Below are 18,256 nucleotides of genomic sequence, written 5' to 3'. Positions count from 1 at the left end.
GCGTACAACTTCTTTTCTGATTGATTCTGAAAAAGTACGTTGTCTCCTTTGGTCAAATTGCTTTTTAAAAGATGATGTTGTTGCCATTTCTTAACTTTTTGATGGTCAAAAAGTGGTCAACATATTTCAGGCACTGACAATGTGGGCAACGGTTGGTGGAATCAAAATAATGCAACCTGAAACCTGTAACCTGCAACCTGCAACAGGTTTCATTTTTCAGTTTTCCCGGTAAACATACTCGTCGTATTCGAGCTCAAAACGAAGTTTGTGCTTAGATTCTTCCTGGGCCAGTCCAAGAAATAATTCTTTCATCTGGGAACTTTCAGCCCTATCGGAAAGTGTCATATAAAGTTTAAAAGCTGCTTTTTCTTTGTTCATGGCAACTATCAGGGCGTCCTGGTAAGTCATGTCGGGTGTAGGTTTTACATTAACCAGGAAATCTACGATCCGAAGATCGGCTACCTTTTCGGGTTTCATCTCATACAAACCTTCTTCCTTGACTTTGACAAGTCGCATCTTATGTGTTACCTCTTCTCCGGCAAACTCCTCAAACACTTTTCTCATATCATCGGAAGTAGCTTTAGAAGCAAGGCTGGTGTAAAAATCGACAGCCTTTTGTTCTTCATCGATGGCAAAATCCAGAATATCGTCAATTGATTTGAATTCTCTCATGGTCAATAATTTTTACTTAACAAGAAATGCTTTATTGAAATCTTCTTCGAATCGTTTTACAACATAATCGCAACCGTAGTTAAAGATGCGGAAATCGTTATCTTTTGCAGTATAAATGAGGGGATAGCTCATTTCCTGCTTTACCGGCAACAGGCTTACAGCTTCCTGGAAAATATCCTTCGCGTCTGGTTCCTGCTTGATACCATATTCATTAAGCAAACGAACCAATTGCTCTAATGAGGTTACCTCAGTTTGAGGAACAAATACTGCCTCGAAATCCTGTATGCTCCTTTGAGTATTCGTGAAGCTGCCTCCAATCTCTACCGGGAACGAAGCGGGTAGTATGAGGTCCGCATGACGGGCCGTTTCGGTCATGAAATAATCCTGTACTACTACAAATTCCGAAACCGATAACCAACCGGCAACCTGTACTTTGTTTATAGCACATCCGAGTGGGTCTTCCCCAAAAATGAATACATTCTTCAGTTTTCCTGATTCAAGTGAAGTAAATAAAGTACTTTGTCCGTTTTCCGGGAAGGAATCAACACCCCATTTTTTCATCATTCTGGCTTGCTGATCGGCATCCGTAACAGATACACCGCCAATCCCGATGGAAGGCCGGATACCCATGTTGAACAAACCTTCGGCATTGTTCTTCTCCTTTAATGAAATGATACCGCAGGAAGTCTTGCCCAGTTTACCGGTGATGAGCGAAAGATTGAACAGTTCCCGGCAGGCATTGGCCGACAATTCCTTCTCGGAGAATACCACAACAGCATTCATCTGGTTATTGATCTCCTTGGCAAACTCCACAACAAGATCCATATAGGGAACACCCGACTTTTCCACAAGCTCAACAAAATTCTCCTGGAGAAGGGCTTCCTTATACTCTTCAAAGCCGGTACAGTTATCTTTTAAAAACATGCCGTTTTCGAAGTGGTTGGCAACGAGGTAATAATTCAGTGCTTTGATGAAGTGATAGTAGGACTTAATCTCAACAACCTTATCCACCTTATGTTTCATGCGGCTTTCCGGATGTATGGTCACAAGGTCGACCGGTATCCCTTTCCGGATCCGGGCATTATTGATGATAAAACCAGGAACCGCGTTATCCATATTTATTTCGGATCCAATAAGGTATATCTTGCTTGCACCCCTGATCTGATCAAAAGGAACGTTAGCCGTGGAATTCATCTGATATCCATCCCCGCGGTTCAGGTAATGGAAACTTGAAATATTGTTGGTTTTCAAACCTGCACGGGCAAGTTTTTGAATAAGATACAATTCCTCATTGGTAAGCCTGGCGCCTGCAAAGAAGGCATTCTCTCCCGGCAGGCAGCTACTGGTCCTTTCGCGGATTATTCTCACCGCCTCGTCCATTTCTATCTCTTCGAAACGTCCGTTGATCTTATAAAGAGGTTTCTTAATCCGGTTCCGGTCGTTCATGAAATGATAACCGAATTTTGGAAAACGGCAGATGTTCCCGTCCGTATTGACAAGCCCATCGTTTCCTGTTACCCTCATCACGAACTGGTTTTTGTGATGATATGTAATGCTGCATCCTATTGAACAATAATTACAAATAGTATCAGCTTCAGTCGTTTTAACCGGACCTGGCTTAAACAATACATTTTCGGAAATGGCTCCGGTAGGGCAGGTGCTGATACACATCCCACAGCTCTCACAGGATGTATCCTGCAGGGAATCTCCAAGGGCAGGAGCAACATAGGTTTCATATCCCCTGTTGATGAGGCCTAAAGCATCGGCTCCTACTACATCGCGGCAAATCCTGATACAACGGGAACAAAGTATGCACTTATTGTTATCAATCTCTATATATGGATGCCGGAAATCCACCCGATACTCCTTAAATTCCCCGGCAAAATGATTCTGATTCGCTTCATAATGCGTGGAATACTTTTTAAGATCACATGTGTAAATCTCGGTACAACCACATTCCAGACATCGTGCCGCTTCGTGCTTAGCCACATCCTCGCCGGCATAACCCAGTTCCACCTCCTTGAAATTATTCCGGTCTTCAGGTGGCAAAGTAGGCATTTCCTCCCTGCTTTGTTCAGGAAAGTGACCGATATAGTCTTCGGAAACCTGTTTCTTGAAATGTTCTTTACGACTGATAAATTCCTTCTTCATGGGAACAACTTCCATCCCATTCAGATAAAGGTTACAACTGTGTGATGCTACCCTTGCCTGCCCGATGGCCTGGATAAGGGTGGCAGGACCTGTTACACCGTCACCTGCCGCAAACATATTTTTAATTCCCGTTTGTAATGTATGGTGATCCGCCTCAATATCTCCCCAACGATTTGCCTTCAGCTCACTTCCATTCTTATAACAGCTGTTTACGTCATCAAGAAAGTTTATCTCAGTTTTTTGACCAATGGCAGCCAGGATGACATCCACCTCCAGATCAAAATCTGAATCCGGAATTGGAACAGGACGGCGTCTTCCGGAAGCATCGGGTTCGCCGAGTTCCATCTTAAGACAAGTTATCGATTTTACCTTCCCTTCCTTATCCTTGTTAACCCGTGTAGGGTTAGTAAGAAACAGATATTCCACACCTTCCAGCTTCGATTCGTGAATCTCGATCGGATTGGCCGGCATTTCCTTTTCCGTACGACGGTAAATAACGTAAACTTTACCGGCACCGCAACGCAGGGATGTACGGCAACAGTCCATGGCAGTATTCCCGCCTCCTACAACAGCAACATTTTTTCCTGAAAAATCATATTTTGTACCATTCAGTTCCATGCTTTTCAGGAAGTCTATCCCTGAGAATACATTTTCGGCATCATCACCTTCGCAACCGATCAGGGTTCCTTTCTGAGAACCGATGGCAAGAATATATGCATCGTATTTATCCTTGATATCCTTAAATTTCAGGTTATCTCCAAGCCTTTTTTTATAGGAGATTTTCACTCCCATCTCAGTGATGTTATCAACTTCTTTCTGAAGCAGATCATTGGGCAACCTGTACTCGGGAATACCATAACGGAGCCAGCCTCCGGCTTTTGGACCGGCCTCGAAGATATCTACCTGATGGCCTTCTTTCTGCAGGAAGAATCCACAGGACAAACCGCCGGGACCGGCACCAATCACAGCAACTTTTTTCCCCGTTGATGGTTTTACATCAGGTTTCCACTTGTCGGGAGATTCAAGGTCATAATCCGAAACAAACCTCTTGAGGTAATCTATCCCAACCGGGGCACCTTCATTTAGAAGATTCCTGCGACAGGCAACCTCACATGGCCTTACGCAAACCCTTCCGCAAATGGCTGGAAGAGGATTGGTTTCCTTTATCAGGGCTACTGCTTCATGATACTGCCCTTTTTCAATATGGGATATATATCCCTGAACATCAACTCCGGCGGGACAAGCCTGAGTGCAGGGGCCAAGGCAATCAGCGTAGTGATTACTCAAGAGCAGTTCCAGGGCAGTCTTTCTGGCCTTATGGATACGGTCGTTATCGGTCTCTATGCGCATCCCTTCGGAAATCTTTGTTGAGCATGAGGGTTGAAGCCCCCTTAAGCCTTCGATTTCCACCACACAAACATAACAGGAAGTATACGGTTCGAGACGGGGATCATGGCATAGTGTCGGTATTTCAATACCATATCTTGCTGCCAGGTCAAGAATCGATTCTCCCCTGTATCCCGTGATGATCTTTCCGTTTAAAATGACATTTACTTGTTCACTCATTTTTGAAGAGTCTTATTGTTTTGGTTTATGATAGTATGATGGCATCAAACTTACATTTCGAGTAGCACATGCCGCATTTAATACAAACATCCTGTTTTATAAAATGAGGTTGTTTCCGGTCTCCTTCAATGGCATCCACCGGACAATTCTTTGCACAAACCGTACATCCGGTGCATTTATCCGGATCAACCGTATAGGTCAACAATGCTGTACAAACCAGAGCCGGGCATTTTTTATCACGGATATGAGCTTCATATTCATCCCGGAAATACCGGATAGTGGTAAGAACCGGATTTGGCGCCGTTTGTCCCAATCCACAAAGCGAATTGTCTTTGATCTGGTACGACAGTTCTTCCAGTTTATCTAAATCTCCTTCTTCTCCTTTGCCTTCGGTGATCCTTTGCAGAATCTCCAGCATCCTTTTCGTACCTACTCTGCAAAAAGTACATTTGCCACAGGATTCTTTTTGGGTAAATTCCAGGAAAAACTTGGCAACATCAACCATGCAGGTGGTTTCATCCATCACAACCATACCTCCCGAACCCATGATGGCCCCGGTAGCATTAACAGAATCATAATCAACGATAGTATCGGCAAGATACTCAGGGATACAGCCTCCGGAAGGACCACCCATCTGGACGGCCTTGAATTTCTTATCATTTTTGATCCCACCGCCCAGTTTAAAGATAACATCGCGGATACTCATGCCCATTGGAACTTCCACAAGTCCTGAACGTTTGATTTTTCCGGCAAGGGCAAACACTTTTGTGCCTTTACTTTTTTCGGTTCCGTATTTGGCGTATTCTTCGGCGCCGTTCAGGATGATCCAGGGAATATTGGCAAAAGTCTCAACATTGTTGATATTGGTAGGCTTTTTCCATAAGCCGGATGCAGCCGGAAAAGGCGGCCTTTTGCGAGGCATTCCGCGTTGTCCTTCCACTGAAGCAATGAGAGCGGTTTCTTCACCGCATACAAAAGCTCCTGCTCCTTCCTTGATATAGATATCGAAATCAAAATCGTCCATCCCCAGGATGCCCTTGCCGAGATAACCTTTTTTCCTGGCCTGTTCAATAGCAATATTCAAACGCTTGATGGCCAGAGGATATTCGGCCCTGCAATAAATGACGCCTCCGGTAGCTTCAATGGCGTATGCACCAATGATCATACCTTCCAGCACTGCATGAGGATCACCTTCAAGAAGGGAACGATCCATGAAGGCTCCCGGGTCTCCTTCATCAGCATTGCAAATGATATACTTTTCGTTAGCTTTATTGTTGTTGGCAAATTTCCATTTTAAACCTGTCGGGAAACCGCCACCGCCGCGGCCACGCAATCCTGAAGACAGTACCGATTGTATCACATCAAGCCTCGACATGCGCTGACCTGCAATCTTTTTCAACGCACGGTACCCGTCGCGAGCTTCATATTCCTCAATACTCTCCGGGTCGATGTATCCGCAATTACGTAACGCAATCTTTACCTGATCCTTGGTGAAGGTTGTGTCAACAGTCTCATACAGATCCGTATGCACAACGTATTCCTTCACAGGACTATGTTGCCCGATATGCTTATCAATAACCTCTATGATCTTCTCCTCATCAAGATCACCATAAAGATATGACCCCGATTCATCCAGGATCTCCACCAGGGGCTCCCTGTAACACATCCCGATGCAACTGGTTTTTTTAAGCTCGAAGTCGAGATTCTCTGCTTCCTGCAAAGCCTTGATCTTATTGTAAACCTTGGCAGCTCCTGCAGCGATCCCACAACTCCCCAATCCTACGATTACTTTAGTCTTTTCCATTGACATTCTGTGATTTTTTCGTGATTATGGTTACATGGATCCTAATTACTTTCCCGGATTTTTATATTCTTGATAATCTTGACAGCCTCGGTGCCGGTAAGCTTGCCGTAAGTTTCTTCCCCTATCATCATAACCGGTGCAAGCGAACAACAACCCAGACAGGCAACCGATTCAAGCGTAAATAATCCGTCTTCCGTTGTCTCACCATCACTGACCTTCAATGCCTCCTTGAGTGAATCAGTGACAGCCTTGGCATTCTGAACATGGCATGCAGTGCCGTGGCATACCTTGATGATGTGTTTGCCCACCGGATTCAGACGAAACTGCGCGTAAAAAGTGGCTACTCCATACATATCGCTCAACTCAAGGCCCGTTTCTGCCGCGAGCTTTTCAAAAGCTTCCCTGGGTATATATCCGTATATACTCTGTGTCCCCTGGAGAAGAGGAATCATATTCCCCTTTTTGCCCTTGTATTTCGCAATAAGATCATCCATGAGAGATAAGTCCTCCGAACCGTTTTTCCTTATTTCCAGTTCCGGATTGATTCGTGTAATTCGCATCTTTATTGGTTTTTATAGGATGGACAAAATTATATAAACTTTCTTCCTTTAAAAATGAAGCAAATCAATTTATATATGATCTAAATAGTCTTTATAAAAGACTAAATAAGAGCGAGATAACTAGAAAGACCAGGAACAAATAGAAATAGTTTACTCCCTGATTCACTGAAACTTACTTGTTAATTAAAAAACAAGAGTTTACCCGGCTTTAACACTTTTTTTCTTCTGTGTTTTCTGAGTCAGTTTTTCGTGCATAGCTCGGGCAGCAATCCTTCCGGCCCCCATAGCTTCAATCACGGTTGCAGATCCCGTAACGATATCTCCTCCTGCATAAACATAAGGGATACTTGTTTCATTGGTTTCAGGATTTACATTGATATAACCCCATTTATTTACTTCAAGGTTGGGAGTTGATTGAAAAATAATGGGATTGGGGCCGGTACCAATAGCTACGACGGCCATATCGCATTCAACCACAAAGTTGGAGTCTTTCACAGGAACGGGTCTTCTTCTTCCGGTTGCATCGGGTTCTCCAAGTTCCATCCGGATACATTCGATGGCTTTAACGGCATTGTTATCTGTTCCTAAATACCTGACCGGATTGCTAAGCAGTTTGAACCGGATCCCTTCTTCTTCGGCATGATGGACTTCTTCGGCTCGGGCAGGAAGTTCATGCCTTGACCGGCGATAAACAACGGTCACTTCATTGGCGCCCGTCCTTTTGGCCGTCCTGGCACAATCCATGGCAACATTACCTCCACCAACAACTACGACCTTATTACCTCGTGGTTTGGGTGTATCGTATTCCGGGAATTTATAGGCTTTCATCAGATTCATCCTGGTAAGATACTCATTTGCCGAAAAAACATTCCCCAGGCTTTCCCCTTCAATATTCATAAATCTTGGAAGGCCGGCCCCAACGCCAATGAAAACTGCGTTGAAATGCTCGAGCAGTTCTTCAATGGTAAGAATATTTCCGATAACGTGATTCAGTTCAAAGCGAACACCCATTTCCTTCAGGTAATTAATCTCGAACTGCACAATGGATTTTGGAAGACGAAACTCCGGGATGCCGTATGTCAATACACCTCCGGTTTCATGGAGAGCCTCGTAAACAGTAACATTATAGCCCAGTTGGCGCATATCCGAAGCTACGGTGAGCCCACCCGGACCAGATCCTATCACCGCAATGCTCATGCCTATATTATCCTTGACTATCGGGACTCTTACCAGATCCATCTTTCGTTCAAAATCAGCGACAAATCTTTCCAGCCTTCCAATAGCAACAGGTTTGTCTTTATAACCTAAAATGCACTTTGATTCACACTGGCTTTCCTGCGGACAAACCCTTCCGCATATTGCCGGGAACACATTCCTTTCTTTGATTTTCTTGGCGGCTTCATCGAATTTTTCCTCGGCAACCAGCGCAATAAACTCAGGAATTTTCACATTCACGGGGCAACCGTCCACACATCCCGGATTTTTACATTGAAGGCAACGGCCTGCTTCCAGCAAAGCTAATTCTGTAGTATAACCATACGGGACTTCCTGGAAATTATGTACCCTCAGTGTCTGATCCTGTTCCGGCATATCCTGGCGGGGAATCTTTAATTTAATATTCCTTTCATCCCTTTTCGTTAATCCATGCCATTCACAACCATATTTTGTACAAAGGAAAAATGTGATCAACCTTGACAGGGCGGAAACCGTTACTTCGGCCACAGGAGAGCCACATTCTGCACAATTGATATCGGTATGGATCAGGCTCTTACCACAATGCGGACAAAGAAAATCATCCACGTTTTCCCCTGCCTGGATAGGGAGTGTGGTTTCTATTTCAAACACATCAAGATAGGGGCTGAGATACAAATCAAAAGGTTCACCTTTGTAGATGGATTTGAAATGGATCTGCTTCTTGTCCTTATTCTCAAAATTCAATGAATTTTTGCAATGTGGGCAATAAGTCTGAAGGTAGGTTTTAAACTTCAGGTATTTAACATTCGGATCGAGCATAGAAATTTGGATTATCGGATTGAGAAAAGCAATGAATCTTTTTCATCTTTCAGGTAGAGCGAATTCCTTTTCATCAGTTCGTCGAAATCAACTTTATAACCATCGAAATCAGGCCCGTCGACACAACAAAACATGGTCTGGTCATCCACTTTTACCCTGCATCCCCCACACATGCCCGTCCCATCGATCATGATAGGATTCAGGCTGACCATTATCGGAATAGTATATTTTTTGGTAAGGTTTACCACGTTTTTCATCATGATAATCGGCCCGATTGCATATACAAGCTTTATATCATATCTTTCATCGAGGTACTTCTTCAAAGGATCGGTTACAAAACCCATCTGCCCGTAGGAGCCATCATCGGTTGTAATAACCAGTTCATCGCAAATCTGTGTCATCTCATTCTCCAGGATAAGCATATCCTTTGAGCGTGAACCCATGATTCCAATTACATAATTACCCGCTTCCTTGAAGGCTTTGGCTACATGATGGAGGATAGCCACCCCGGTACCTCCGCCCACCATTATTACTGTACCAACATTTTCCACTTCTGCAGGTTTTCCAAGCGGTCCTACTACGTCTTTTATAAAATCACCTTCCTTCAGAGAACGCATTAAGGCCGTTGTCTTACCAACGACCTGAAAAATGATGGTGATTATCCCGGCAAAGGAATCTTTATCTGCAACTGTAAGGGGGATTCGCTCACCGGTTTCATTGACTCTTATAATGACAAACTGGCCGGATTTGATCTTTGCCGCTATTTTCGGGGCCATGATATCGAAACGGATGATCGTTCCCATGGCCATTTCTTGTTTTCTTACAATCTGAAACATAATGTTGGATTTAGTTTTACCATTCCATACTGTCTCCCAGCCGGATATCATATAGGTCATCCTTGCTTAACCCGTGCCACCGGCATCCTTTCTTGGTACAAATGAAAAAATCGATCAGCTTGGTACGCGCGGTAACGGATATCTTTGCAACAGGCGAACCACATTTCTGACAACGATGCCCCGTGTCGATCAAGCTTGTGTTGCAATGGAAACAACTCAGGTCATTAACAACCTTGTCTTCAGGCAGAAATATCGTTGATTTTGACGTAAATACGTTCAGGTATGGGCTCAGCATTAAAATCCCTTCCTCTCCATTGGTGATCTTTAGTTTAAGCATTTCGTCTTCAATGAGACTTTTCTTGCAAATCGGACAATACCCATGTAAAAATGTTCCTGATTCTATGATTTCCTTTACTTCATCCCGCTTTTCCGGCTTTTTCTCAGGGGCGCTATAGGAATGTTCCAGGAAATGCTTCCCTGCATATCCATACTCCTGGTATAAACGTTTCATGGCTACGGAAAGGTCTTCAAACTCAACGAAGTGATTCTTACACCCGCTTCTGGAGCAAAAAGAAACCTTACCTCCCATATCAAGGTAAAGAGGAACCATATCGGCACCGCATGTGAGGCATTCAGTTTTTGATGTGATGTGTTTACTGCAATGCGGACAATTGAAGCGGGCAATTTCACCACGGGGCATCTCAATATCCGTATCATAATTATAACTCCCATAAATAGAACTAAGCCATATATTACCCTTTTTTTCCCCAATATCGATATGCATAAAAATGCTGGGCTCATTGTCTACCATGTGGTCATAATCCATCAGGGAAGTTCCACACAAGGGACATTTCAGTTTTAGTGAAATGAAATCATACATCGTACTGTCGTTTTTTAGTTTATTACACAATAATAATAAAAAAAATACAGGGATAAACAAGGCAAACATATGCCCGGAACATCACATTTACCGATTGCCATCAACCTGAATACTATTGTTTTGTGATTCAATTCAATAGCACAGGAATTACAAAATAATTTATAGTGAGTTTAAATTATTTCAGTGTGATCACCGAAATCCTTTTTCTTCCATCCATTCTTACAACCAATGGATTCCGGAAACGAACATGCCGAAAATACCTTGTTTCTTCAATAAGCTCCTGATTATCTAATAGTTCGTAACGTACATAGCTCTTCGACACTTCCGGCTGAACGGAAAAGTAACCTACGTTCATTGATGTAACATTGTGAAAGAAATGTGAGCCGGAGGATGCATCCAACGGAAAGTCTTCCAGGCTGGTTTCCACGATCACTTTTGCAGAGGATATCTGTGGCCAGGCAACCGGGATTCCGATCCAGCGATCCCGCGTACCCCAGCGGCCAGGTCCTATCAGGATATATTTCCTCTTTTCAGCGTGCATCTTGGTATTAAGGCGGTTGATTTCCTCAACCATTTCCATCGTTTTGGTTTTGTCAAAACGGTTCCTGTCAATGTAGATCACATCCGATATATCTTCAATTATTCCATTGCCCATTCCTTTTTCAGAAAAAAGCAAAATATCGTCATCATGGATCTTATCAAGATTCACGTTGTAATCCAGCGCATTCCCCAGTAAAGGCTTTATCTGTAAAAGATAGAAAGAGGCTTTGTATTGCCGGTCTTTGTTCAGGTCAACGGCAAATTCTATTTCAACAGGACAGCCCATTGCTTCTTTCACTACATCCAATACTACTTCCAGGGTCTCAGCCAGGGGAATGTATTTATATTTTAATACATCGGCGAAATTAACAATTCTGGGGCCGGTGGCATTCAATCCGGGTACAATGCGGTTGCTCTCAGGATCGTAAACGGATGCACAATGCTTAAGCGTTCCATGCCTCTCTGCAACATCAATATCAATTCGCGCTAATCCTGCCGTATCCCCTTCCATCAAATCCGGATTTTTCTTCTTCATATCAACAGCAAAGAACTCAACCTGCGAATTTTTATATGTATCCTTTGGTGAATTAATCTCTAGATCAGGGTATTTGGGCGAAAAACGATATGCCTTTTCCCCTTCAACAACATATTTCCCAAGACCCAGGGCCAGAATACCAAATCCTTCTTCCGGCTTCATGTGAGAAACCGGATAATAATTAAAGGATTGAGCGACCCCGCTGATGTGCGGATAAAAATAATCCCCGTATTGCGAACCCACAACTTCCTGAATTACTACCGCCATCTTCTCCTCCTCAATCCTGTAATCTATGGCCTCTACATATCCCCTTGCAACATTGGAATAAGTGGATGCATATACCAACTTGATGGCATTGGCAATTTGCTCCAGCCTTACTCTGGCATCCGGATGGTTGTTCGGCAAAAGATAGGTCTCAAAAATCCCGGCAAAGGGTTGCATCAGTGAGTCTTCAAACAACCCGGATGACCTGATTGCAAGCGGTTTGCGGATTTTTTCCGTAAGCACCCTCAGACGCTTCATCAGGGTATCGGTCAACTCCGCTTTCAGGAATACCCTCTTGATCTCATCGTAATCCTTTTCGTTGATCACGAAATCCAGTAATTTATTCCTGAAAAGAAAATATTCAAACTCTTCTGTCCCTATCAAAGAAGTTTTTGGTGACCGGATATGAATGCCCGGAACATACTTGCTGAAATCATAATTGTAGATCAGGGAATTTATAAATGCTACTCCCCGGCCTTTCCCGCCAAGCAACCCCTCCGATAAACTCACTACATTGCTTTCATCAGAAATCTCCTGCGCATCGAAAGGCACGATCTTCCCTTTATCCTGTTCATTCCTGAATTTCGTGATGATTTGTAGCATATAGTTACGGATTTCCTGAGGACTGGGAAAATCCGTCACCTTATGCGGATTCAGAATCTTTGCTGCCTGGATTTCCCCACGAGCCATTAACCAGAGAGAGAAATGGTTTTTCCTGGCATGGTAAAGAAGTGATTCGTCAGGAATGGTTTGTAACTGCTTCTCAAATTCTTTCAGAGATTTGGCTATGGCTATCTGTTTTCCCTGTGTGTTCCTGTAAACAAAATTCCCAAACCCCAGGTAATGAGTGATAAAACTCCGGAAATCCTGGGAAAGATTATCGGAATTCTTGTTAATGAAAGTTGCCTTGAGTTCGAATGCTTTTTCCGCATTACTTTCATCGGAGGATTGGATTATCGTGGGTAGTTCCTTGGTATTTACCCTGGCATAATTTACCAGTTCAAATCCCGCAGTTTCCAATTGCTTCCCGTCTTTTTCAAACTTAACATCGGTAATGAGGCAAAGAAGATACTCCTTATATTTTTCGATGATCCTTACAGCCTCCTCATAACTTGATGCAAGCAGTATCTTTGGCCTTGCCCGCAGCTTAAGTACCTTATACAATTCATCCGTACTCACATCGTCTATGATCCTTTTGGTTTGTTCCAGGACGATGTTATACAGCATGGGAAGATACCGGGAATAATATTTGGGTGAATCCTCAACCAATAAGATCACCCTTACAAGCCCAATTTCCGTGTCATTCTCCACATTGATCTTGTCTTCAACCAGTTTTATCATGGCAAAAAACACCTGGGATTCTCCATTCCAGACAAAAACCTTATCTATATGTTTTGTAGCGGCTTTTGTATTGCTGACATACTCCAGGTCGCTGTTATTATTAAGAAGCAGAAAAACAGGGATATAAGGAAATTCTTTTTTTATGGTACAACTTAATCCAATGGGCGTGTGTTTATCGGCTCCCATCATAAGTATTACCATATCGAAATGACGGTTTCTAAGGTGTACCATGGCTTCTTCCATCGATGACACTCCGGTGATCCTGGGGATGGAGGTTAGATTGAGCGAATGGTATTCTCCCAGTACATGTTCTGAGAACCTTCCTTCTTTTTCTATGCTGTATGCATCATAAAGATTTGCCACCAGAAGTATCTCTCTTACCTTGAAAGGCATAAGGTCGTGATAAATATCGCGGTCGTAATTGCTTTTGTTCAGGAAGCGTTGCAGCAACCGGCGGCTATGACTTTGCTCTGAAAGGGATTCCTCAAACTCCGTGTAAAAATCCTTTCGCTTCCGTTGACCAATATACCTCGATCCGGCTTCACTGTTCAAATAACCGGTTATCAGCCCTGCCAGGTTATCGATCAGATGTCTCTCCTCCTTCAGGAAAGGACCTTCATCCAGATCCTGGAATTTCTTGGTGTAAAAGATTTCCAGAGTCCCTTTTTTCCCCTCTATTGTTTCGAACATCTGCTGCATAACCCAGGATGTTTCAAGGAAACCATTGGACTTGTATTCCTTCCCATCAAACCGGATTCTTGCGACAGTATACTCAGGATACTGCCAGGCCGGTGGCAGTAACTGGCATACCTGCTGGAGCGTTTCTTCAACAGGCTTTTTTTCTTTTAAAATCTGGGTTGTCTGGTTGATGGCAGCCAGTTCCTTCAACCTTTCAATGTTCTCGGCCCTTAGTCGCTGATAGGCGTGGTTAGGTTCATTAGTTTCTTTCATCCGGGCAGTGTTTTCAATGTTTGAAATTCAATTTATAAAATTACTATAAATATTTCAGGCCGGAATTTATTCCTTCTGACATTTTTTCAGATAAAAAGTGTAAACGATATAACATCTTTCAAAATATTTTAGCTAATATTGTCGACGTTTTGGCTATTCATTTATTAATTAATTATTTAAATAAACATTGAAGTTATGGCAAACAGTGCTTATGAAGCTTTAGTTAAAGAATTCATGGCAAAAATCATCGCCAAGAATCCTGCTGAGATCGAATTCCATCAGGCCGTGGAAGAGGTAGTCACCACCCTGGTTCCTTTCATCGAAGAAAATCCGAAATACAAGGCTGCAAAGATCCTTGAAAGGATTTGCGAACCTGAACGTGTAGTGCTCTTCCGTGTACCGTGGGTTGACGACAAAGGTGAAGTCCAGGTCAACAAAGGATACAGGATTGAGATGAACAGCGCTATTGGCCCTTACAAGGGTGGCTTGCGTTTCCATCCTACCGTAAACCTTGGCATCCTGAAATTCCTTGCTTTTGAGCAGGTATTCAAGAACAGCCTTACCACATTACCTATGGGTGGCGGTAAAGGCGGTTCAGATTTCGACCCGAAGGGAAAATCAGACAATGAAGTGATGCATTTCTGCCAAAGCTTCATGACAGAGCTTTTCCGTCATATCGGACCCAATACCGACGTTCCGGCCGGCGATATCGGCGTTGGCGGAAGAGAGATCGGGTTCCTGTTTGGTCAATACAAAAGACTGAGAAATGAATTCACCGGAGTTCTCACCGGTAAGGGAAGAGAATGGGGTGGATCTTTGATTCGTCCGGAAGCAACCGGTTACGGCGCTACCTATTTTGCTGAGGAAATGCTGAAAACCCGTGGCGATAGCATGAAAGGCAAGATCGTTGCCATCTCCGGCTCAGGAAATGTAGCCCAATACGCTACTGAAAAGGTTACCCAGATGGGCGGAAAGGTTGTAACCCTCTCCGATTCCAATGGATATATTTACGATCCCAAGGGTATTGATGCTGAAAAACTCGAATTCATTATGTACCTCAAAAACGTTAAACGCGGAAGGATCAAGGAATATGCCGACAAATACGGTGCAGAATACGTTGAGGGTAAACGCCCGTGGCACGTTAAATGCGATGTGGCCATGCCTTGCGCTACCCAGAATGAGGTCAATGGTGAAGAAGCCAAAATGCTGATCGCCAATGGTTGTTATGTTATTTCCGAAGGAGCCAACATGCCATCCACTCCGGAAGCCATTGAAGTCTATCAGAATGCCAAGATCCTTTACGGTCCTGGTAAAGCTGCCAATGCTGGTGGTGTTGCCGTTTCAGGCCTCGAAATGAGCCAGAACTCACTCCGCCTCTCCTGGACCCGCGAAGAGGTCGATGCCCGTCTCCATCAGATCATGAAAGATATTCACGCTACCTGTGAAAAATACGGCAGGGACGGTGATTATATCGACTACGTACAAGGAGCAAATATCGGCGGTTTTGTTAAAGTTGCCGACTCTATGATCGCTCAGGGCGTCGTATAAACAGAAAAACTATTGGAATACTCACAGGCTGCCCCGTTGGGGCAGCCTTTTTTTATTTCTCCCCCGGATCCAGCGGGATCATAAACAGAAAAGCATTGAAAAATGCATAAAATACTACCCCTGCCTGCCTAAGAAACATGGATTCAACCAGAATGTTAAACCCGATGATCAACAGAAATGAGAAATAAACGTATTGCTTCTTCCTTATGCTGTATATCCCAGGTAACAGCAATGATAATAATAATATAAGAAACCCGCCTATCCCCAATGCAAGAAATGTCTGTAAATATTCATTATGTGCATTCAGTTTCCTATCCCGGGCGTCATGAAAATCGATCGAATCATACAATGATACCAGTGCTTCCGTAACATCTCCGGTACCTAATCCGAAGAAAAAATGCTCATTGGCAAGTTCCATGGAGTGACGCCAGATCAAAATACGCTCCTCTGTTCCGTCACTTGTGCCCTCACCCGTCATTTGTTCCGTCGCTATCGCATCCCCTGTAACTCCAAAACGGGTAATGGAAAATGGAAACAACTTTAAAAGGACTGCAAACATCAATGAAATAACAAAGATCAGGCCTAAACCATATAGGTATTTCCTTCGAATGAATATTACATAGCTTATGTGCAGAAAAAATATCAGTATTAGAGTGATTATGCCTGCTTTGGAACTGAGCAGTATTACAAATCCGCTGTAAAACAGGATCAGAGTGATCATCACTGCTTTTTCCCATATTTTATACCTCCTTCTGTCTGGCGGAACCTGAAGAAAATAATTCAGCAATGCCACGGAAAAAACCATGAACATGGCCATATATCCGGGATGATGAAAATAGGACAGGTCGATGTAATAATAACTTCCCGGGTCACCCGTATCTGCATATTTCAGCAATGCCCTTCCGAGGCAAATTAATCCAGATATAAACGTGCCAGCTATCATGGAAACAAGAGGAATCAAACGCTTCTTCCCTTCCAGTGCCCTGTCATCCAGGGTGGCAAAAACCATCGGGAACACGAACATGGATAACTTAACCTGAACGGATGTCCACCCTTCCCGGGTATCGGAAGTATAAATCATGCCCGCGAGATAAGCCAGAAACAGCCCGGCAAAAAGCAAAGTATCCAATCGGTGATGTGAGACGAATACAGATCTGAACTTTTTGTTGAACCTTCCCTCCAGAAACCAGTTCAGGATGATAAGACCTATCAGATATGAGGAAATGATCCGGTTCAGTGGCAAGCTGAATGCAAGCACTGAAAATAGTATAAGATAGATCCGGTTGTGTAATTCCTGCTTAAACAATGAAACTTATTTAACTCGTCTATCAAAAGTAATCCTATTCAACAAAGATTCAAAGAAGACTGCCTTCCTTTTCTTTAATAAACTTGAAAAATTGTTCGGCTATGATACGGCGGTCGAATTTTTCAAGTACAAATTTCCTTCCGTTCCTGCCCATCTGCCTGCCCAGTTCTCTGTTATCAAGCAATGTCTTTACTGCAATAGCAAGTTGAGCAGAATTTTCCGGCTCAACAAATATCCCCGCTTTGCCCTCATCGATAAAAAGACGCTTTGCCTCCCCTTCAACACCCAGGATCAAAGGTCTTGCCATCGCCAGGCCCTCGAATATTTTTGAGGGTATTGCTCCAAGAAAAATGTCCAGTTTCTTCAGGGGTACGTACACTGCATCAACGGCAGCAAGCATTTCCGGGATCTCACTTTTGGATACGGAAGGGGGGAAAATAACATTCACCGGGGACTTCTCCGATGCCTCTGCTATCAGTTTTCCTTTTTCAGGCCCGCTGCCCAGGATCAGGAACCGGATATTCTTTTCATCCTGAAGCATCGCTGCTGCAGAAATCATGGTTGACAGTCCCTGGGCATAACCCAGTATCCCTGCATACATCACCACAAAATCATCATTACCCAGCCCAAGCATTTTACGACGATCCGAACCATCCAAAACGGGATCAAAACCTTCCGGATCAACTCCGTTGGGAAGCCAATAAGTAGTGACTTCAGGAAACCGTGCAGATATATTATCACATATGCCCATAGTCTGCCCGCTCACAATAAATGAATGCCGGTATAAAAACGCCTCCAGCCGGTATGATATTCCCAGGAAAAATCTGGAACGCACTATATTTAGCTTTTCTGCACTCTCCGGCCATAGGTCCGACACATTGAAGATCAGACGCGAACGTTTGAATACTTTCAACAGATAACCACTTATCCCTAAAAATAATGGGGGTGACTCAACAAGTATATAATCTTGCCTGCCTAACCTGAAAATCCCTGTTAACACTGAGGAAAACACAAATGAGAAGTAATTTAAAAGCCTGTGGAACACATTACGCCGCGGACTTACATAAATCCAGGAACGTAAAATTGCAATCCCATCATTTTTTTCACGGAATGTCCATTTCCCGCGGTAGGCGGAATGAATCTTCATCTGGGGATAATTCGGCAAAGCTGTTAAAACGGTAACCTCCACACCCAGAGCTGTCAATCGTTTTGCCAGGTCAGACAGCCGGTTCTGAGGGGCTCCAACCTCGGGCGGGTAATACTGGGTAAGTATAAGCAATTTCATAAAC

11 protein-coding genes are annotated in these 18,256 nt (G+C 43.6%); 1 reads left to right on the top strand and 10 read right to left on the bottom strand.

Features of this window, described 5'->3' with window-relative positions; genetic code table 11:
• Positions 1-216: 216 nt before the first annotated feature.
• The 8 genes from KKA81_06510 to KKA81_06475 all read right to left on the bottom strand — a co-directional run bounded on the left by KKA81_06510 (position 217) and on the right by KKA81_06475 (position 13,555).
• Positions 217-672: a ferritin family protein gene (locus KKA81_06510; GenBank protein ID MBU2650568.1), complete on the bottom strand. Its 456-nt coding sequence runs from the start codon at positions 670-672 to the stop codon at positions 217-219.
• A gap of 12 nt (positions 673-684) precedes the next feature.
• Positions 685-4,389 (bottom strand): FAD-dependent oxidoreductase, encoded by a 3,705-nt coding sequence (locus KKA81_06505; GenBank protein ID MBU2650567.1) that lies wholly within the window; start codon positions 4,387-4,389, stop codon positions 685-687.
• Between the two features lie 25 nt (positions 4,390-4,414).
• Positions 4,415-6,193 (bottom strand): NADH-quinone oxidoreductase subunit NuoF, encoded by a 1,779-nt coding sequence (locus tag KKA81_06500; protein ID MBU2650566.1) that lies wholly within the window; start codon positions 6,191-6,193, stop codon positions 4,415-4,417.
• A 41-nt stretch (positions 6,194-6,234) separates the two neighbouring features.
• On the bottom strand, positions 6,235-6,687 hold the full coding sequence (nuoE, locus tag KKA81_06495; GenBank protein ID MBU2650565.1) for an NADH-quinone oxidoreductase subunit NuoE: 453 nt from the start codon (positions 6,685-6,687) through the stop codon (positions 6,235-6,237).
• A 264-nt stretch (positions 6,688-6,951) separates the two neighbouring features.
• Complete coding sequence (gltA, locus tag KKA81_06490; protein ID MBU2650564.1) at positions 6,952-8,343, bottom strand: NADPH-dependent glutamate synthase; 1,392 nt, start codon at positions 8,341-8,343, stop codon at positions 6,952-6,954.
• 434 nt (positions 8,344-8,777) lie between these two features.
• Positions 8,778-9,602: a sulfide/dihydroorotate dehydrogenase-like FAD/NAD-binding protein gene (locus KKA81_06485; protein ID MBU2650563.1), complete on the bottom strand. Its 825-nt coding sequence runs from the start codon at positions 9,600-9,602 to the stop codon at positions 8,778-8,780.
• A gap of 16 nt (positions 9,603-9,618) precedes the next feature.
• Complete coding sequence (locus tag KKA81_06480; protein MBU2650562.1) at positions 9,619-10,482, bottom strand: hypothetical protein; 864 nt, start codon at positions 10,480-10,482, stop codon at positions 9,619-9,621.
• Positions 10,483-10,657: 175 nt separating this feature from the next.
• The gene (locus KKA81_06475; GenBank protein ID MBU2650561.1) at positions 10,658-13,555 is read right to left on the bottom strand and encodes a pyruvate, phosphate dikinase; all 2,898 of its coding nucleotides are present in this window, start codon (positions 13,553-13,555) and stop codon (positions 10,658-10,660) included.
• A 753-nt stretch (positions 13,556-14,308) separates the two neighbouring features.
• On the opposite strand from KKA81_06475, the gene gdhA reads away from it, so the two are divergent.
• On the top strand, positions 14,309-15,661 hold the full coding sequence (gene gdhA, locus KKA81_06470) for an NADP-specific glutamate dehydrogenase (GenBank protein MBU2650560.1): 1,353 nt from the start codon (positions 14,309-14,311) through the stop codon (positions 15,659-15,661).
• Between the two features lie 52 nt (positions 15,662-15,713).
• On the opposite strand, the gene KKA81_06465 is transcribed toward gdhA, so the two are convergent.
• Both KKA81_06465 and KKA81_06460 read right to left on the bottom strand, forming a co-directional pair.
• Entirely contained in the window at positions 15,714-16,967 is a 1,254-nt protein-coding gene (locus KKA81_06465; GenBank protein MBU2650559.1) for an O-antigen ligase family protein, read from the bottom strand.
• Positions 16,968-17,016: 49 nt separating this feature from the next.
• Positions 17,017-18,252, bottom strand: coding sequence for a glycosyltransferase family 4 protein (locus KKA81_06460; protein MBU2650558.1), 1,236 nt, complete (start codon positions 18,250-18,252; stop codon positions 17,017-17,019).
• Positions 18,253-18,256: the final 4 nt, after the last annotated feature.

This window comes from Bacteroidota bacterium (assembly GCA_018831055.1).
GTDB lineage: Bacteria > Bacteroidota > Bacteroidia > Bacteroidales > B18-G4 > M55B132.
The sequence above is the reverse complement of the archived record's forward strand: the minus strand, read 5'-3'. Positions and strand labels throughout refer to the sequence as shown.